Origin of the sequence: Brevundimonas sp. LM2 (assembly GCF_002002865.1) — a bacterium.
GTDB lineage: Bacteria > Pseudomonadota > Alphaproteobacteria > Caulobacterales > Caulobacteraceae > Brevundimonas.
In genome coordinates, this window is sequence record NZ_CP019508.1 from 2,420,941 (window position 1) to 2,437,414 (window position 16,474).

General features: G+C 69.3%; 20 protein-coding genes and 2 tRNA genes. 6 read left to right on the top strand and 16 right to left on the bottom strand.

Annotation, left to right across the window (positions count from 1 at the left end):
• Positions 1-19 precede the first annotated feature (19 nt).
• The 7 genes from BZG35_RS11970 to BZG35_RS12000 form a co-directional block, all read right to left on the bottom strand.
• The gene (locus BZG35_RS11970) at positions 20-544 is read right to left on the bottom strand and encodes a hypothetical protein (RefSeq protein ID WP_077355859.1); all 525 of its coding nucleotides are present in this window, start codon (positions 542-544) and stop codon (positions 20-22) included.
• A gap of 13 nt (positions 545-557) precedes the next feature.
• A complete protein-coding gene (locus tag BZG35_RS11975) occupies positions 558-1,961 on the bottom strand; it encodes an MBOAT family protein (protein ID WP_077355860.1) in 1,404 nt (467 codons plus the stop codon).
• Position 1,962: 1 nt separating this feature from the next.
• On the bottom strand, positions 1,963-2,751 hold the full coding sequence (locus tag BZG35_RS11980; RefSeq protein ID WP_150126022.1) for a GDSL-type esterase/lipase family protein: 789 nt from the start codon (positions 2,749-2,751) through the stop codon (positions 1,963-1,965).
• 14 nt (positions 2,752-2,765) lie between these two features.
• The gene (locus tag BZG35_RS11985; RefSeq protein ID WP_253189157.1) at positions 2,766-3,629 is read right to left on the bottom strand and encodes a DUF459 domain-containing protein; all 864 of its coding nucleotides are present in this window, start codon (positions 3,627-3,629) and stop codon (positions 2,766-2,768) included.
• 113 nt (positions 3,630-3,742) lie between these two features.
• The gene (locus tag BZG35_RS11990) at positions 3,743-4,642 is read right to left on the bottom strand and encodes a peptidase (RefSeq protein WP_077355863.1); all 900 of its coding nucleotides are present in this window, start codon (positions 4,640-4,642) and stop codon (positions 3,743-3,745) included.
• Positions 4,643-4,734: 92 nt separating this feature from the next.
• The gene (locus tag BZG35_RS11995; RefSeq protein WP_077355864.1) at positions 4,735-5,145 is read right to left on the bottom strand and encodes a DUF2177 family protein; all 411 of its coding nucleotides are present in this window, start codon (positions 5,143-5,145) and stop codon (positions 4,735-4,737) included.
• 12 nt (positions 5,146-5,157) lie between these two features.
• Complete coding sequence (locus BZG35_RS12000) at positions 5,158-6,192, bottom strand: cyclopropane-fatty-acyl-phospholipid synthase family protein (RefSeq protein WP_077355865.1); 1,035 nt, start codon at positions 6,190-6,192, stop codon at positions 5,158-5,160.
• A 175-nt stretch (positions 6,193-6,367) separates the two neighbouring features.
• Here BZG35_RS12000 and BZG35_RS12005 point away from each other — a divergent pair, with 175 nt between their 5' ends.
• The 6 genes from BZG35_RS12005 to BZG35_RS12030 all read left to right on the top strand — a co-directional run bounded on the left by BZG35_RS12005 (position 6,368) and on the right by BZG35_RS12030 (position 11,617).
• Positions 6,368-7,729 (top strand): NAD(P)/FAD-dependent oxidoreductase, encoded by a 1,362-nt coding sequence (locus tag BZG35_RS12005; RefSeq protein ID WP_077355866.1) that lies wholly within the window; start codon positions 6,368-6,370, stop codon positions 7,727-7,729.
• 83 nt (positions 7,730-7,812) lie between these two features.
• Positions 7,813-8,682, top strand: coding sequence for a DUF1365 domain-containing protein (locus tag BZG35_RS12010; protein ID WP_253189158.1), 870 nt, complete (start codon positions 7,813-7,815; stop codon positions 8,680-8,682).
• Between the two features lie 220 nt (positions 8,683-8,902).
• Positions 8,903-9,607: a CoA transferase subunit A gene (locus BZG35_RS12015; protein WP_077355867.1), complete on the top strand. Its 705-nt coding sequence runs from the start codon at positions 8,903-8,905 to the stop codon at positions 9,605-9,607.
• A 1-nt stretch (position 9,608) separates the two neighbouring features.
• Positions 9,609-10,013: a carboxymuconolactone decarboxylase family protein gene (locus BZG35_RS12020; protein ID WP_077355868.1), complete on the top strand. Its 405-nt coding sequence runs from the start codon at positions 9,609-9,611 to the stop codon at positions 10,011-10,013.
• The gene (locus tag BZG35_RS12025; protein ID WP_077355869.1) at positions 10,013-10,672 is read left to right on the top strand and encodes a 3-oxoacid CoA-transferase subunit B; all 660 of its coding nucleotides are present in this window, start codon (positions 10,013-10,015) and stop codon (positions 10,670-10,672) included. The genes BZG35_RS12020 and BZG35_RS12025 overlap by 1 nt, the downstream gene beginning before the upstream one ends.
• A 51-nt stretch (positions 10,673-10,723) precedes the next feature.
• Complete coding sequence (locus BZG35_RS12030; RefSeq protein WP_077355870.1) at positions 10,724-11,617, top strand: hypothetical protein; 894 nt, start codon at positions 10,724-10,726, stop codon at positions 11,615-11,617.
• On the opposite strand, the gene BZG35_RS12035 is transcribed toward BZG35_RS12030, so the two are convergent.
• From BZG35_RS12035 to infA, 9 genes are all read right to left on the bottom strand, one after another.
• Positions 11,596-11,672 (bottom strand) — tRNA-His (locus BZG35_RS12035). The two genes, BZG35_RS12030 and BZG35_RS12035, sit on opposite strands and share 22 nt — an antisense overlap.
• Positions 11,673-11,822: 150 nt before the next feature.
• Positions 11,823-12,530, bottom strand: a complete 708-nt coding sequence (locus tag BZG35_RS18390) for a TonB family protein (protein WP_077355871.1) — start codon at positions 12,528-12,530, stop codon at positions 11,823-11,825.
• 14 nt (positions 12,531-12,544) lie between these two features.
• Positions 12,545-12,982 (bottom strand): biopolymer transporter ExbD, encoded by a 438-nt coding sequence (locus tag BZG35_RS12045; RefSeq protein WP_077355872.1) that lies wholly within the window; start codon positions 12,980-12,982, stop codon positions 12,545-12,547.
• Between the two features lie 5 nt (positions 12,983-12,987).
• Positions 12,988-13,875: a MotA/TolQ/ExbB proton channel family protein gene (locus tag BZG35_RS12050; protein WP_077355873.1), complete on the bottom strand. Its 888-nt coding sequence runs from the start codon at positions 13,873-13,875 to the stop codon at positions 12,988-12,990.
• Positions 13,876-14,282: 407 nt separating this feature from the next.
• A tRNA-Phe gene (locus tag BZG35_RS12055) sits at positions 14,283-14,358 on the bottom strand.
• A gap of 62 nt (positions 14,359-14,420) precedes the next feature.
• Positions 14,421-14,588, bottom strand: coding sequence for a DNA gyrase inhibitor YacG (locus BZG35_RS12060; RefSeq protein WP_077355874.1), 168 nt, complete (start codon positions 14,586-14,588; stop codon positions 14,421-14,423).
• Between the two features lie 5 nt (positions 14,589-14,593).
• Complete coding sequence (locus BZG35_RS12065; RefSeq protein ID WP_077355875.1) at positions 14,594-15,622, bottom strand: hypothetical protein; 1,029 nt, start codon at positions 15,620-15,622, stop codon at positions 14,594-14,596.
• Positions 15,619-16,209, bottom strand: coding sequence for a nucleoside triphosphate pyrophosphatase (locus tag BZG35_RS12070; protein ID WP_077355876.1), 591 nt, complete (start codon positions 16,207-16,209; stop codon positions 15,619-15,621). Before BZG35_RS12070 ends, BZG35_RS12065 begins: the two co-directional genes overlap by 4 nt.
• Positions 16,210-16,216: 7 nt before the next feature.
• On the bottom strand, positions 16,217-16,438 hold the full coding sequence (gene infA / locus BZG35_RS12075; RefSeq protein ID WP_013269122.1) for a translation initiation factor IF-1: 222 nt from the start codon (positions 16,436-16,438) through the stop codon (positions 16,217-16,219).
• Between the last annotated feature and the right edge of the window lie 36 nt (positions 16,439-16,474).

Below are 16,474 nucleotides of genomic sequence, written 5' to 3' on the forward strand. Positions count from 1 at the left end.
CGCGCTTGCGGGGGAAGGACTAGCGCTCCGCCCTGCCCCCATCCCGCATCGCCTCATAGCCGTCGCGCACCGCCTCGCGCGGCTGGTCCGCCCCAAGCTGCGAGATCTGCTCGACCCAGACATCGGCCAGCCGCCGGACCGTCGTCGTGACCCAGCCCGGAGCCTGCTGCCGCGACCAGTTCTGGATCGAGACCGCATTGAAGATCAGCAGAAAGCCCGTCGCGATCACGATCGTCCGGCTGGCCCAGCGCCGGTCGCGGGCCGACAGGCCCTCGTCGTCCGTCGGCGGCCCCGGCGGGAAGGCGAACCGGCCCAGGGCGATCAGCGGCTGGGCGATCAGGGCACCCGTCTGAGACCGAGGCGCTTCCGTGATCGGCCGATCGTGCGCATCGGCGGCCGCGATCCAGTCGCCCGGCGGATCGGCCGGCACCTGTTCGCGAAGGGGCTCTACCGGCGCTGGTCGTGGAGGCGGGAACGGTGACCCCGCAGGCGCAAAGGGGAACGGCGCCAGCGGTATCTCGGGATCGTCGGGACGGTCGGTCATCGGCTCGCCTCCGTCAGAACTGGAAATAGATGAAGGGGGCCACGCCGTCCGGCCGCACCGCCTCGACCAGCAGGATGGCCGCACCGACCAGCAGCCCCATGGTCAGGGACGGTGCCGGCGTCAGCCAGGTCGCCACGCCCTCCACGGCCCGCGGCGGCAGGACATGCATGGCCAGCCCGCCGACGATCAGCACCAGCAGGAAGGGCGTCACCAGGGTTGCCGCCTCGAACCGGCCGAGACCGGCCAAGACTTCGATCGCCATCGGGAACGTCTCGGACCGGAACAGGATCCAGCCCAGGCAGACGATGTGGAAGGTCACGAGCGTCCCGATCCATATCGGTACGCGCCTTTCACTTCCCATCACCGCCCGGCCCAGCCGCTCGACCGCCTGCACCGCGCCGTGCAGCGCGCCCCAGGCCACGAAGGTCCAGGCCGCCCCGTGCCACAGCCCGCCCAGCAGCATGGTGATGAAGACGTTCAGGCACGACCGCGCCAGCCCCTTCCGCCCCCCGCCCAGCGGCACATACAGATAGTCCCGTAGCCAGCTGGACAGGCTGATGTGCCAGCGCCGCCAGAAATCCTGCATCGACGACGCCCGGTAGGGCTGGTCGAAATTCCTCGGAAACGAATAGCCCAGCAGGGCCGCGATCCCGATCGCCATGTCCGAATAGGCCGAGAAGTCGCAATAGATCTGAACCGCATAGCCATAGACCGCCGCCATCAGGTCCAGCGCCCCATAGGCGGCCGGATCGAAGAACACCGGGTCGACCAGCCGCACCGACAGCTCCGAGGCGATCACCGTCTTCTTGAACAGCCCCCAGACGATCAGCAGCAGGCCGTGCGCCGCCATCTCGCGCGTGAGCCGGGGCACGCGGTCGAACTGGGGCAGCAGGTCCGAGGCCCGCACGATCGGCCCCGCCACCAGATGCGGGAAGAAGCTCATCAGCAGCATGACGTCCAGCAGGCTGCGCGCCAGCGGCGTCTTTCCCCGATAGACGTCCACGACATAGGAGATGCCCTGGAAGGTGAAGAAGGAGATGCCCACCGGCAGCACGATCTGCAGCAGCGGCAGGTCGCGCTCCCACCCGACCCGGGCCAGCAGCTCTCCCGCCTGTTCCACGAAGAAGCCGTAGTATTTGAAGAAGCCCAGGATCAGCAGGTTCGCCGCCACGCCCAGCCCGACCAGCAAGCGGCGCCGACGGTCCTGGTCCGACCGCGCGATCAGCACCGCCACGCCCCAGTTCAGCACCGCCGAGGCGATCAGCAGGGCGACGAACCGCCAGTCCCACTGGGCGTAGAAGAACCAGCTCGCCAGAAGCAGGAACAGCTTCCGCCGCCCGTTCTCCCGGTCCAGCGACCAGGCGGTGAAATAGACGAACAGGAAGAAGACGCCGAAGGCCAGGGTCGGAAACAGCATCTCAGCCCCCCCGCCGGGCGTAGGCCGTCATCAGGTCGGCGAACAGCAGGCCGCCGATCCAGTCCCCGCCGTCGCGGGTGAAATGCACGCCGTCGCCGCGCATCAGGGGCGTCTCCCCCTGCGCCAGGGCGAAGGCCGAACAGTCTCCGCCCATCCGCCCCTTCCAGTCCCAGAAGGCCACCCTTTCCGAGGCCGCGACCCGGTGCTGCACCTCGCGCACCACCGCCAGCCCGGCCGGGGCCGTCCAGCGACGCTCCAGATCGCCCGGACAGGTCCCCTCGCCGGCCCCGCGCAGGGCCTCGGGCGCCCCGAGGATCAGGAGGGACGCGCCGGGCGCGGCCTGACGCACGCGCTCGACCTGCGCCCGCAGCAGGGCCTCGTAGGCCACCGCGTCCAGCCCGTCGTCGAACCCGTCATTGGTCCCATAGGCGAGGACGACCAGGTCGGGCGCCGGCGCGTCGGGCGACAGCAGCGGCGCGCGGGCGGCCAGGTCGCGCAGCGTCACCCCGACCAGGCCGTAGGAACTCAGCTCGATGGCGCGGCGCTCGAACCGCCCGCGCAGCCGCCACAGGAAGGCGGCCTCGATGTCCCCGGCGGCGGTATGGCTGTCGCCGAACTGGACGATCCGCACCGGGGGCCCCGGTCGGTCCAGGGCGGTGAAGAAGGACGCCAGGCCCTGCGGCTGGCACAGGCCGTCCGGACAGAGGGCGCTGACCGGCGACGCCAGGGGGGCATAGGGCCGCTCCTGGGCCGGACTGGCGGCCGCGAGGACCCCCAGGCTCCCCATCATCAGGACGGTCCGGATCACGCCCCGGCGGCGGGGGCGGCGGCGGCCAGGCCGGCGTCGCGCTTCAGCCGCGCGGCCACCGGCTCGGCCAGCCGCAGATAGCCGGCCATCGACATGTGAATCCCGTCGTTGGCCCGCATCAGCCGCCGCCGCCCGGTGCCGCTCTCGGGCAGATAGGCCTGATAGTCGCCGGCCGCGTTCTCGGTCGCGGTCTCGGTCTCGATCCACGGCACGCCCAGCGCCGCCATCCGCGCCGAGACCACCTGGTTGATCAGCACCATCTTGGCGTCGAACCCGTCCCGCTTCATGCGCGGCAGGCCGACCCAGTAGACGGCGACGCCGCGCCCGCGCAGCAGGGTGACCAGGTCGTCGACACGCCGGGCATAGGCGGCCTTCCAGCCCTCGGTGCCGAAATCGTGGATCGTGCCGTCCAGGCTGATGGGCTGGGCGTCGTTGGTGCCGAACAGGATCACCGCCACATCGACCGGCTGCTCGGCGATCTGGCGCGTCGTCTTGGCCTGGATGTCCACATAGTCGTAGCGCGACAGGCCGGTGGAGACCTCGCTGAACTTGGTCACGGTGACGCCCGGCCGCCCGTCCAGGTCGCGATAGAGCGCCGTCCACAGACCGTCGGCCATGGAGTCGCCGAACACGCCCACGCGAAGGCCGCCCTGTTCGACCTTCTGCTGCAGAGGCGTCGGGGCCGGCAGGACGGGCACGGGCGGGAGCGCGGCCGCCATGGCGCTGGGCGCGACCGGCGCGCGCCCCGCCGAGGCATTGGCGCTGCCGCCCAGCATCAGGGTCGGATGACGCAGCCAGTCGCGACCGTCCGGCGTCAGGATCAGTCCGATCCCGATGCCCACGACCAACGCGGCTGTCACGGCATTGATGCCCGCCCTCACTGTTGCAGTCCCCCGACGCCACCGACCCGTGGTCTATAGCCCGGACCGACCGCGTCCCGCCATGGCACACGCGCCACGCGCGAGGGAAAACGTTAACGCAGTTCGGTGATCGACAGCTCGGCCGCCACGCTGTCGCCGTCGTACGCCCCGACCCAGACGTCGTAGACGCCGGACGCCGGACGCTGGAAGGTCAGCTCCGCATCGCTGCCCCCGCCGGAATCGTCGTCGCAGTGCCATTCGCCGTCCGGTCCATTGACCACCAGGGTCACGTCGCCGTCCGAGGTCGCCCGGATCGTCAGCGGCAGGCTGCCGGCCTCGAAGGTCAGCTGGAAATCGGGAGCCGTGGCGATCGTGCCGGCGCACGCGTCGTCGACCGCGGAGGCATTCAGACTGCCTCCGGCCAGCACGTCGACCCGATAGGGATCGTTCTTGAACCCGGTGCTCAGGCGGATCTCGCCATAGGCCGCCGTCGCGCTGGCGTCCGGATGACCGTCGCCGGACGCGGCGCTTCCGGCGCCGTCGCGGCCGAGCTCGGTCACGAACAGTTCGGCCGACCCGCTGTCGCCGCCGAACGCCCCCACCCAGACGTCGTAGGTGCCCGAACGAGGCCGCGCATAGGTCACTTCCGGGTCGGTGCCGCCGCCCGAATCGTCGTCGCAGGTCCAGTCTCCGTCGGGCCCGTTGATGACCAGGGTGGTGTCCACGCTGGCATCGACCCCGAAGGTCAACGGCAGGCTGTCGGCCTCATAGGTCACCTCGAAATCGGGTGCGGACGCCACCATGCCGGTGCAGCCGCTGGAGATCGAGGCCGCGTCGATGGTGCCTCCGGAGGTGACCGTGACGCGATAGGGGTCGTTGGCGAACCCCGAGCTCAGCTCGATCTCGCCATAGGTCGCCGTCGCCGAGGCATCGACCTGTTGGGCCCGGGCCGCCGGTGCGACGGCTCCCAGACAGACCGCCGCCGCGCCACCCAGTATCCACATCCGCGTCATGAATCGCCTCCCCCGGACCTTCCGTCCCTGGGCGCACCAGATATCAACGGCTGGTCAAAGACAACCGTCTGGGATCACGGCCTTGGGGATGGTCAGCCGCGCGCGGTGATGGCGGCGGTCGCCAGATAGCCCCCGGTCGCCGCCGCCAGGGTGAGGACCGTGCCCCAGATCAGGTCGATGATCGTCAGCTTCCACTGCCACACGGCCAGCGTCGCCTGGTTGGTCAGGTCGTAGGTGGCATAGGCGACGAAACCCAGCACGGCCCCGTTCAGCGCCGCGCGCGTCCACGCCCCCTCGCGCAGCGCCGGCTGGACCGCCAGGAAGACCACCCCGCCGATATAGATCAGATAGAACAGCACGGCCGCGCCCATGTCGGGCTTGGGGGCCATGATCGGCCCCAGAACCGGCTTGTACAGCCGGTCCGTCATGGTCGACAGCCAGACGAAGTCGACCGCCGCGAACGACAGGCCGGTCGCCACATAGGCGATGATCCATTTCAGCATGGGTCGGCTCCTTCAGACAGGTTTCAGGCGATAGTGGGTGACGGCCCAGGTCCGGCCCTCGTCGTTGCCGAACAGGCCGGCCGTGGCGAGGTAGAACCGCCGCCAGCGCCGCACCCACAGCCGGGCGTTCTCGGCTCCATAGGTCTCGCGCATCAGGGCCATCACGCGTTCCGGCTCGGCATCCATCCGCGCCAGCCAGTCCTCGGCCGTGCGGGCGTAGTTGCCGCCGTTCCAGGTCCACTGCCGCTCCACCGCGAACAGGTCGGGGAACTGGTGCATCAGGGCCTGGCTGGGCATGACCCCGCCGGTGAAGAAATGCTGGGCGATGAAGTCGCCGTTGTCGGTGTGATCGAACCGGTAAGGGGCCTCGCGGTGGGTGAAGACATGGACGAACATCCGCCCGTCTGGCTTCAGCCAGCCCCGCGCCCGGGTCAGCAGGGCGCGCCAGTTGGCCATGTGCTCGAACATCTCGACCGACACGATCCGGTCCCAGGTCCCCGCGCCCTGGGCCTCGAAATCGTTCATGTCGCAGGTGATGACGGTCAGGTTGGTTAGGCCCCGCGCCCGGGCCTGGTCCTCGATGTGACCGCGCTGCCCGTGGCTGTTCGACACCGCCGTGATGCGGCTGTTCGGATAGCGCTCGGCCATCCACAGCGACAGCGAGCCCCAGCCGCAGCCCAGCTCCAGCACGTTTTGCCCATCGACCAATCCGGCGTTCGCGCAGGTCTCGGCCAGGGCCTTGTCCTCGGCCTGGTCCAGGGTCTCGGCCCCGTCGCCATACAGGCAGCACGAGTATTTCAGCCGCGCCCCCAGGCAGATGCGGAAGAATTCGGGCGGCAGCTCATAGTGCTGGTCGTTGGCCGCGTCGGTGTGCTCGGCGATCGCGCGCTCGGCCATCGCGCGCGCGAAGGCGGCACTGTCGTGCGGACCGTCGCGATCCAGTTTCTTGCGCGCCTCGGTCACCAGGCTGGCGATCGCGCGCCGGGTGATGAAGTCCGGAAAGGGGGCGTCCTGCAGCTGGCGAATGGCGACATTGGCGACGTTCATGCGACGATCCTGACGTTGCGCGGGCGGGAACGGCCGCTTACGCCTGTCCAAGGTGTAACGGCTACGCTGGCGAAGACCACCCAGCTACGCGGCTGGGGGCGCGACGGATGATCTCATCCGTCGCCGATCTGGGTCCGTAGCTTCGCCGTTCCACCGCAGACCGTCTGGAGATCTCATGAGCGCCCATCTCGTCGCCTCGACCGACCATCCGGTGGCCCGGCGGCGCATCGCGGTCGTCGGCGCGGGCATCGCCGGCCTGTCCTGCGCCTGGCTGATGTCGAAGACGCACGACGTGACCCTGTACGAGGCCGACGAGCGGATCGGCGGCCATTCCAACACGGTGGAGGCCCCCAGCCCCTCCGCCCCCGTGGCGGTCGACACGGGGTTCATCGTCTATAACGAGGCCAACTATCCGAACCTGAAGGCGATGTTCGAACGCCTGTCGGTGCCGACCAAGGCCGCCCACATGTCCTTCGCCGTGTCGCTGGACGACGGCGCGTTCGAATACTCCAGCCACGGCATCGCCGCCCTGTTCGCCCAGAAGCGCAACTGCGCCAGTCCGAAATTCTGGGGCATGATCGGCGACCTGCTGCGGTTCCAGAAACAGGCCCCCAAGGACCTGGCCGAGATGGACCGGTCGGGCGAGACCCTGGACAAATATCTGGCGCGCAAGGGCTATGGGCGCCTGTTCCGCGACGCCCACCTGCTGCCCCAGGCCGCCGCCATCTGGTCCTCGACCCTGGATCAGATGACCGGCTATCCGGCCGCCTCCTTCGTGCGGTTCTACATGAACCACAATCTGCTGACCTATGACCTGAAGCCGACCTGGCGCACGGTGGACGGCGGCAGCCGGGCCTACGTCCGCCGCCTGCACGCCGATTTCGCCGGCCGGACGGTCCTGAACGCGGGGGTGGTCGGGGTGACCCGCGACGCCACGGGAGCCGGCCTGCGGTTCGCCGACGGACGCAGCGAACGGTTCGACGCCGTGGTCCTGGCCACCCATTCCGACCAGGCCCTGCGGCTGCTGGACCGGCCCAGCGCCGACGAGCACCGCCTGCTGGGCGCGATCCGCTATCGCCCCAACCGCGCCGTCCTGCACCGCGACGCCGGCCTGATGCCGAATCGGCGCAAGGCCTGGGCCGCCTGGACCCATAAGGGCTATTCCGACCGCGCGGGCGAAGGCGGCGTCACCTACTGGATGAACGAGCTGCAGTCCCTGCCCGGGCCGCCCCTGTTTGTCAGCCTGAACCCCGCCACCGACCCGGATCCGGCCCTCGTGATCGGCGAATGGGCCTATGAACACCCGGTCTTCGACACCGCCGCCGTCCGGGCACAGTCGGAGCTCTGGTCGCTCCAGGGCCGGGCCGGCGTCTGGTTCGCCGGAGCCTGGTTCGGCTCGGGCTTTCACGAGGACGGGCTGCAGGCCGGGCTGGCCGTGGCGGAACAGCTGGGCGGCGTCCGCCGGCCCTGGTCGGTTGAGAACGAGAGCGGGCGGATCGTGCTTGGCGCACCAGGTGCGCTGTCCGAGGCGGCGTGACGGCGGGCCAACAATCCTCCCCCGCGCAGCGGGGGTCGACGCAGGCGCGGCGAAGCCGTGTCCAGGAGGGGACCGCGCCAAGCGTGGTGGAGGGGGCGGACGCACGCACCGCGTCTGGGGTCGCCCCCTCCACCGCTTCGCGGTCCCCCTCCCCCGTTTCGCTGCGCTTCTCGGGGGAGGATCCATCCGCCCTCTACGTCGGCGAGGTCGTCCATCACCGCGTCCACGGCTTTCGCCACACCCTGCGCTACCGCCTCTTCATGCTGCTGCTCGACATCGACACGGCCGAGGACGCCATCCGCCCCCTGCGCTGGCTGACCCACGGCCGCTTCGGCCTGATGAGCTGGCGCGCCCGCGACCACGGCGACCGCTCCGCCACCCCGCTGCGCCAGCAGGTCGAGACCCATCTGGCCGCTGCGGGCATCGATCTCGCCGGAGGCCGGATCGACCTGCTCTGCATGCCCCGTATTCTCGGCTACGGCTTCAACCCCCTGGCCGTCTATTTCTGCCACCGCCCCGACGGGACCCTTGCCGCCCTGCTCTATGAGGTGACCAACACCTTCCACGAGCGGCATAGCTATCTCGTCGCCGTCCCGGCCGACGCGCCCCCCGGCCCGACCCGCCAGACGACCGACAAGACCTTCTTCGTCTCGCCGTTCATGGACATGGACCTGACCTACGACTTCACCGTCCACGCCCCGGGCCAGGCCGTGTCCGTGGTCGTCGCCGTTCGCCGCGGCGACACGCCCATCCTGACCGCCGCCTTCGCCGGGGACCGCCGTCCCCTCACCGACCGCGCCCTGCTCCGTGCCTGGCTCCGCCATCCCCTCCTGACCTGGAAAGTCATCGCCGGCATCCACTGGGAGGCGCTGCGCGGCCTGCTCAAGGGGGCGCGCTATCGGCACCGGGACCGCCCCCCGGTCGCGCCCGTCACGCTCGGTCAGTCCCGCTGATCGCCAGCGACGATCTTGCGGACCGTCTTGGTCGTCCCCAGATCGCGGTTCGCCGACGGGGAGCAGGCGAACAGGTCGGACAGGTCGGACGGGTCGGACGGGTCGGACCCCTTTTTTCTGGCGAACCGACCGCAAACCCGCGCATCTTGCCGAACCGACAGCCGCCCCCTATTCAGCGGGCGACGCCGCGATATTCATTAGACGGTGAAAAGGGGATGCGATGCGCAAGATCTACGCCGACGCCACGGCCGCGCTCGAGGGGCTGACCTTCGACGGCATGACGGTGATGTCCGGGGGCTTCGGCCTGTGCGGCATCCCCGAGAACCTGATCGCCGGTCTCAAGGCCTCCGGCGTCAAGGGCCTGACCGTCATCTCCAACAATGCGGGCGTCGACGGCTTCGGCCTGGGCCAGCTGCTGGAGACCCACCAGATCGCCAAGATGATCTCGTCCTACGTCGGCGAGAACAAGGAGTTCGAACGCCAGTACCTGGCCGGCGAGCTGCAACTGGAATTCAACCCCCAGGGCACCCTGGCCGAGCGCATCCGCGCGGGCGGCGCGGGCATTCCCGCCTTCTTCACCGCCACCGGCGTCGGCACCCTGGTCGCCGAGGGCAAGGAGGTGCGCACCTTCGACGGCCGCGACTATGTGATGGAGACCGGCCTGGTCGCCGACCTGGCCATCGTCAAGGCCTGGAAGGCCGACGAACGCGGCAACCTCGTCTTCCGCAAGACCGCCCGCAACTTCAATCCGATGATGGCCACGGCCGGCAAGGTCACCGTGGTCGAGGTCGAGGAGATCGTGCCGACCGGATCCCTGGACCCCGACGCCATCCACACCCCCGGCATCTACGTCGACCGCCTGTTCGCCGGCACGTTCGAGAAGCGCATCGAACAGCGCACCGTGCGCCAGCGCGCGGACGCCTAGGATGTCGTCCGAACGCGCCGACCGGGGCGCGGCCTATATGGCGACGCTCGATTCGGGTCTTGAGGACGCCCTGCGCAAGGGCATGGCCCCGATCGCCCCCGACTTCGCCGACATGATGGTCCAGTTCGGCTATGGCGAGATGATGAGCCGGCCGGGCCTGGATCCCCGCGCGCGCCAGCTGGTCACGATCGGAGCCCTGACGGCGCTGGGTCACCCCGTCGATCAGCTGAAGGGCCATATCAACGGCGCCCTCAGCGTCGGCGTCACCCCGGCCGAGATCGTCGAGGCCATCATGCAGGTGGCCCTTTATGCCGGCTTCCCCGCAGCCACCAACGGCCTGCGCATCGCCAAGCGCGTCTTCGCCGACCGGGGCGTCAGCCCCCTGCCCCCTTCCGGAGAAACCTGATGCCCCGCACCCGCGACCAGCTCGCCGCCCGCGCCGCCCGCGAGCTCCAGGACGGCTTCTATGTGAACCTCGGCATCGGCATTCCGACCCTGGTCGCCAACTACATCCCCGAGGGCATGGAGGTCACCCTCCAGTCCGAGAACGGCATGCTCGGCATGGGTCCCTTCCCCTATGACGAGGACGTCGATCCCGACCTGATCAACGCCGGCAAACAGACCATCACCGCGATCCCCGAGAGCAGCTATTTCTCCTCCGCCGACAGTTTCGGCATGATCCGGGGTGGCCACATCAACCTGTCCATCCTGGGGGCCATGGAGGTGGCCGAGAACGGCGACATCGCCAACTGGATGATCCCCGGCAAGCTGGTGAAGGGCATGGGCGGGGCCATGGACCTGGTGGCCGGCGTCAAGCGCGTCGTCGTCGTCATGGAGCACGCCAATAAGCACGGCCAGTCCAAGGTCCTGAAGGCCTGCACCCTGCCCCTCACGGGGGCCGGCGTGGTCAGCCGCATCATCACCGACCTGGCCGTCTTCGACGTCAAGGCGGACGGGACCGGCCTGGAGCTGGTCGAACTGGCCGAGGGCGTGACCCTGGACGAGGTGGCCGCCAAGACCGAGGCCAGCTACACCGTTTCGCAAATGCTGGAAGCGGCGCCATAGTGACCCCCGTTACCGGACCCGCCAGAGGTCCGGACGAGGGAGCGCAAGGCGATGATGGGTGCAGGGGATCCGTCGCGGGACAGGCTGGAGACCGTCGAGGGTCCGCCGGACCCGGTCCCTTCCCCGTCGGAGGCAGCGAAGCTCCGGGCGGCGGACCGGGGCGGAGCGGAGCTCACCGCTCTGTCGGCCCAGGCGCTGTCGCTGGCGGGGGCCTGCGGCCTGCGTGACCTGCAGACGCATCTGGGCCAGCTGGAGGGGCGTCTGGCGGCGCTAGACCCCGCGTCCCTGATCCCGCGCCAAGGTCTTGCCGGCCTGTTCGACAGCCGGTCCCGGCGTGCGAAGGCCTTCCGCGACGCCTATCGCGCCAGCGCCGGCCGGATGTCCGAGCTCGCCGACGCCCTTTCGCGGGGAGCGGGGGCCCTCACCGCGCGACACGAGGCCCTGAGCGGGCTCTGGACGGCGCTGCGGGACGCGGTCACGGCGAGCGCTCCGCCTCCGGCCGCAGTTCTGGTCGTGCCGGACCGGCCAGACCCTCTGGACGACCATCCGGGGAACGGAGACGCGCCCACCGAGCGTCAGATCGCCCTGAGCCGGATGGCGGACCTGCGCGCGGCGCGAAACGCGGAGCACGTGCTCCCAGGCCAACTGCTCGAGGTCCGGGACGGGGTGCTGGCGTGGCAGGCCGAATGGGACGACGCCCTGGGTCTGACGGCGCGCGGGGCGCGCACGCGTCGACCGGACGCAGTCCGTCTGGAGACGGCCCGATCGACCCTGCTCGACCGCCTGGCCCGGGCGAATGCAGGGCTGGACGAAGGCCTGCGGCGAAAGGACGAGTTGGCGCGGCGCGCGGCGGCGCGGTTCAGCCCCGCCTACCGTCGTCCCTCAGACAGCCAGGGTACCGAGGCCGGGGACGAGACGAAGGATGGTACCGCCTCTCAGGCTTGAACTGAGGACCTCCGGTTCCACAAACCGGCGCTCTAACCAACTGAGCTAAGGCGGCGCAGCGACCCGTGGGCAGCGCGAGGGGCGTTCTCTAGCGGTCCTGATCGGGGCGATCAAGACCGCATTCGGGACGATCAGACCGACCCGACGAAAAACGCCCCGGGGTTTCCCCCGGGGCGCTTTCCTGACGTTTGACAGAGCCCAGGGCCTAGTCCGGCAGATTGAACCGGACCGTGAACCGAACCTGTCCACCGGTCGCCACACCGTCGACCGAGCGGGGCGACAGGCGAGCGCTGCGGGCGGCGGCCACGGCGGCGCGGCCGAAGCCAGCCCCCGCGGGGTTCTCGCTGACGATCGAGCAACCGGTCACCGAGCCGTTGGCCTGGACCTGGCAGCTCAGATCGGCGCTGCCGGAGATGCCACGCTCAAGCGCGCGGTCCGGATACGTCGGCGAAGGCGTGCGCGACCAGGTCGGGTTGGTGATCACCGGCGGACGAACGGGCGCCGGAGGGGCCGGCGGAGGCGGAGGACCAGGGACGATCACGGGCGGGCCCGTATAGACCTGGCGGTCTTCCTTCTTCGTCGGCTCGATCGGCAGGGTGATCGGCGGCGGCGGAGCCTGGGTGTTGATCACCGGCGGACGCACCTGCAGCTTGGGCGGCGGGGGCGTGTCCGGCGGCGGCGGAGGCGGCGGCGGCGGCGGGGGCGGCGGGATCGGCTCAATGATCTCGACATCCACGGCGTCGTCGACGAACTCGATCTTCTTCAGCTCGAAACGGGTCTGCTGGATCCAGAAGAACAGGATCGCGAACAGGACCGAGACGACGCCGAGGACGATGATCCAGGTGACCGGCGAGACCTTGGTGCGCGGCGCGTCATAACGACTGCGGTGATATTCGACGGGTGTATCGCTCATGTGATTTCCCGTCCCTACGCCGGAGCTTTGTCTTCGCCGACAAGCGCGACGCTGTAGAAGCCCGCATCCTGTAGCGCGTTCATCGCCTGCATGAAGTCACCGTATCGCGTCTGCTGGTCCGCACGGATGAAGATGCGTTCCTTGGACGGATCACGGCGACCGATCATCGTGGATAGTTCGGCACCGAGACTATCGAAACTGGTCTCACCGTCTCCGATGAAGACCCGCCCGTCCTGCTGAACCGAGATGAACACCGGCTTGGGCGGGTTCTCGGCAGGCGGGGCGAGCGCGACGGGAAGTTTCACCACCACCGACACAGTGGCGACCGAAGACGCCACCATGAAGATGATCAGCAGGACGAGCATGATATCAACGAAAGGCGTGACGTTGATATCAGCCGTCTGCTCGACTTGGTACTTACCGCCGCCTGAACCTCCGAGTTTGGCGGCCATCTGGCTTAAGCTCCCTTGTCGAGCTGACGCGAGATGCTGTTCAGCAGTTCAGCGGCGAAGCCATCCGAACGGGTGCCGTAGGCCGAGATGCGGGTGTTGAAGTAGTTGTAGAACACCACGGCGGGGATGGCGGCGAACAGGCCGATACCCGTGGCCAGCAGCGCCTCGGCGATACCGGGGGCGACGGACGCCAGGTTGGTGGTGTTGGATTCCACGATCCCGATGAACGAGTTCATGATGCCGTAAACCGTACCGAACAGACCCACGAACGGACCGGTCGAACCGACCGAGGCGAGGAACTGCTGGCCACCCGACAGACGCGAGGCCAGACCGGCCTGCACGGCCGAGACGGCTTGCTGGGCACGAAACAGAGCCGAGTCCTGGTGGTCGCCGGTGACCGAGAGGCCGGCCTGGCGGGACAGTTCGATTTCTTCGGTGGCGGCGGCGGCCATGTCGGCCAGCGGGTTGCCGTCGTAGTCGTCCGAGGTCGCGACCTTACGCATGTCGGCGATCGTGCGGGCGCCGCGGAACTCTTCCAGGAAGCGGTCCGTCTTGCGGTTCAGGCTGCCGTACTCGAGCAGCTTGATGATCAGCAGGGCCCAGGAGAAGACCGAGGCCAGAAGCAGGCCGATCATGACGACCTTAACGACCGGGGTGGCTTCCATGAACATGGAGACCGGGGTGATCCCACCGCTGTGACCGGCGCCTTCTTCAGCCGGAGCGGCTTCATCGACGACGGGAGCGGGAGCGACGGCGGCATCGGCAGCCGGGGCAGTCGTTGCGGCCGGAGCGGCAGCGTCGGCCGTCGGAGCTGGCGTCTGGGCCAGAGCCGGCGAGCTTGCCATCAGGACGGCAGCGCCGGCCAGGGCGAGAAGAATGTTGGTCTTTTGCATGTGTCGCCAGTTCCTGCTTTTTGGTCTGACTCGTGGAACCCTAGACCTGCAACGCGTCAGAACGCTGCAGCTCCTGATGAAATTCGGTTGTATCCCGCCTTGGGCCTGATGGGCCCGACAGCGGAACGCCTTCTGTCGCGTCCGGTTGCCGGAACGGCCCCCTCGGCGGTTGGTCGTACGAACGCCGGACGAGATTCCGGCAAACGTCAGACCGATCACGCCAAGAAAGCGCTCAAGCTCCTTTGGCGAACCCATACATGAGCGTCAAGGGCGCAAGGGTGCTTTTCGCCCCGTGGGCGAGCGATGGGGAGAAAACTCGCAATGTCGTACCACTGCTGCATTTCGCCGTTAGATTGACCGACCCCAAAGCGTGACCTTGGCAGTCGAAGCCTTACGCAGGGGAAAGGTGGTGCCTGGGGGCGGATTCGAACCACCGACACGCGGATTTTCAATCCGCTGCTCTACCAACTGAGCTACCCAGGCGCACGCATCGAAATGCGGGAGCGGGGTCTATAGGCGAGCCGAAACGGGGTGTCCAGCCGGGATCAGTCGTCGTTTTCAGGATCGGCATCGGGCAGGCCCTCGCCGGTGTCCGGCAGGACATAGGCCCCCACCAGCCAGCGCTGCAGGTCCAGGTCGGCGCATCGCTTCGAGCAGAACGGCTTATAGGCTTCCACCGTGGGGTTCCGGCGGCAGATCGGACAGGTCGCCATGGCGGTCAGTCTCTTTCGACAAGGGTTTGGTCCGGCGGGAGGCCGGGATCCGCCTGCAGAGCGGCGCGCGGGCCCAGCCGCGCGACCAGGGGCCCGGCGGCCTCGACGACGTCGGGCGCGCAGCGGATCCGGATCCGGGGCGAGGCCGTGTCCGACAGCAAGGCCAGCCGCAGCGCGCGGGTCGCGTCCAGGGCACGGGTCGCCAGGGTTCTGCGCCCCCGCCCGTCCAGGAGCAGATCCTCGACCGGTCTGGCACGCCAGGGCAAGGCCAGCTGCAGGACCGCGAATCGGCTCACCGGACCCAGGGTCACGTCCGCGCCGAATGCCGCCTTCGCCATATCCGCCACGACCTTCGGGTCCAGGGCCGTGCCCACCAGATCGACGGCCACCAGACCGCCCCAGCTCTTCAGGGCGATCAACCGAGCCGCCTGGCGCAGGCCTTCGCGATTCGCCCGCTCCCGCCCCTTGCGGGGATCGCGACCCGGGAGGTGGGCATAGTCGATATCGACGGCGATCAGGGCCCGGGTCCGCTCCACCGCCAGGTCCAGCGCGAAGGCGGGGAAAAGATGCCGATCGCCCAAGGCCTCCTCCTCGGCCTCCTGTCCGGCGCGGATGGCGTGGGCGCCGGTGGTCGGCGTGCATCCGGGCGCGAGCGCGGCCAGGGTCTCTTCGACGGTCGGGCCGGGGGCCAGCAGCCGCGGTGCCCCCTGCCCTGCGCCGAGAAGGGTCAGGACGGGGCCCTTGGCCTCGCGCGGCTCGGCTGTCACCTCGACCTCGACCGCCTCGCCCTCCGCGAACATCCGGCCCTTGGTCAGCGGCAGGAATCCCATCGGCCCGTCACCGCCCAGATCAACGAAGGCGGCGCGGAAAGCCCCCTCCACGCGGGCGATCCGTCCGACCGATACGGCCCCCAGGCGGTGGGCGGGCGGGTCGATCTCGCGCTGGAGGATAAGACGTTCGAAGCGGCCCTCCCGCGCGACCACCCCGCGAACCTCGCCGGGCGTGTCGTCCAGAAAGACCTCGAGCGCGCTCACGCGTCCGTCGCGGGCCGTCGCCAGCCCGCGCCCGCCAGCAGGTTGACCGTCTCCGGCAGCGGCAGGCCCATGACCGCGGGATGACTGCCGATGATCCGGAGCACGAAGGCCGCCGCCGGGCCCTGGATGCCATAGCCGCCCGCCTTGCCGCGCCAGTCGCCGCCGGCGACATAGGCGGCGATCTCGGCCTCCGACAGGCGTTTGAAGGCGACCCGGGTGTCGACGCAGCGGTGGGTGACCCGCTCGCCGACGGCCACGGCGACCCCGGTGAAGACCCGGTGATTGCGGCCGGACAGCAGGCGCAGGAAGCGCTCGGCCTCGGCGGGGTCCGCCGGTTTCTCGAGCAGCCGGCGACCGACGGCGACGACCGTGTCGGCCGCCAGGACGACGGCGTCGGGGCATCTCGCGGCGACCGCGCCGGCCTTGGTCCGCGCCAGACGGACGGCCAGGCGGGCCGGCGTCTCGTCCTTCAGCGGTGTCTCGTCGATGTCGGCGGGGTCGATGCGATCGGGGGTGATGCCGATCAGCGCCAGCAACTCGATGCGGCGCGGGCTGGCCGAGGCCAGCACGAGGTCGGGTCGCGGCACGCGACCCTTACTTGAAGCGGTAGGTGATGCGGCCCTTGGTCAGGTCATAGGGCGTCATCTCGACCAGGACCTTGTCGCCGGCCAGGACGCGGATGCGGTTCTTGCGCATCTTGCCGGCGGTGTGGGCGATGATCTCGTGGTCGTTCCCCTCGAGCAGCACGCGGAACGTGGCATTGGGCAGCAGTTCGCTGACCACGCCGGGAAACTCGAGCAGTTCTTCCTTAGCCATGCGGCCTCTCGCGCCCGGTGAATACGAATCAAGGCT

Coding starts and splice junctions, on each gene's coding strand:
- BZG35_RS12025 (WP_077355869.1), top strand. CDS start 10,013: ATGCCCCGCACCCGCGACCAGCTCGCCGCCCGCGCCGCCCGCGAGCTC.
- BZG35_RS11980 (WP_150126022.1), bottom strand. CDS start 2,751: ATGATGGGGAGCCTGGGGGTCCTCGCGGCCGCCAGTCCGGCCCAGGAG.
- BZG35_RS12015 (WP_077355867.1), top strand. CDS start 8,903: ATGCGCAAGATCTACGCCGACGCCACGGCCGCGCTCGAGGGGCTGACC.
- BZG35_RS12030 (WP_077355870.1), top strand. CDS start 10,724: ATGATGGGTGCAGGGGATCCGTCGCGGGACAGGCTGGAGACCGTCGAG.
- BZG35_RS12000 (WP_077355865.1), bottom strand. CDS start 6,192: ATGAACGTCGCCAATGTCGCCATTCGCCAGCTGCAGGACGCCCCCTTT.
- BZG35_RS12020 (WP_077355868.1), top strand. CDS start 9,609: ATGTCGTCCGAACGCGCCGACCGGGGCGCGGCCTATATGGCGACGCTC.
- BZG35_RS18390 (WP_077355871.1), bottom strand. CDS start 12,530: ATGAGCGATACACCCGTCGAATATCACCGCAGTCGTTATGACGCGCCG.
- BZG35_RS12060 (WP_077355874.1), bottom strand. CDS start 14,588: ATGGCGACCTGTCCGATCTGCCGCCGGAACCCCACGGTGGAAGCCTAT.
- BZG35_RS11975 (WP_077355860.1), bottom strand. CDS start 1,961: ATGCTGTTTCCGACCCTGGCCTTCGGCGTCTTCTTCCTGTTCGTCTAT.
- BZG35_RS11990 (WP_077355863.1), bottom strand. CDS start 4,642: ATGACGCGGATGTGGATACTGGGTGGCGCGGCGGCGGTCTGTCTGGGA.
- BZG35_RS11970 (WP_077355859.1), bottom strand. CDS start 544: ATGACCGACCGTCCCGACGATCCCGAGATACCGCTGGCGCCGTTCCCC.
- BZG35_RS11995 (WP_077355864.1), bottom strand. CDS start 5,145: ATGCTGAAATGGATCATCGCCTATGTGGCGACCGGCCTGTCGTTCGCG.
- BZG35_RS12050 (WP_077355873.1), bottom strand. CDS start 13,875: ATGCAAAAGACCAACATTCTTCTCGCCCTGGCCGGCGCTGCCGTCCTG.
- BZG35_RS12005 (WP_077355866.1), top strand. CDS start 6,368: ATGAGCGCCCATCTCGTCGCCTCGACCGACCATCCGGTGGCCCGGCGG.
- infA (WP_013269122.1), bottom strand. CDS start 16,438: ATGGCTAAGGAAGAACTGCTCGAGTTTCCCGGCGTGGTCAGCGAACTG.
- BZG35_RS12045 (WP_077355872.1), bottom strand. CDS start 12,982: ATGGCCGCCAAACTCGGAGGTTCAGGCGGCGGTAAGTACCAAGTCGAG.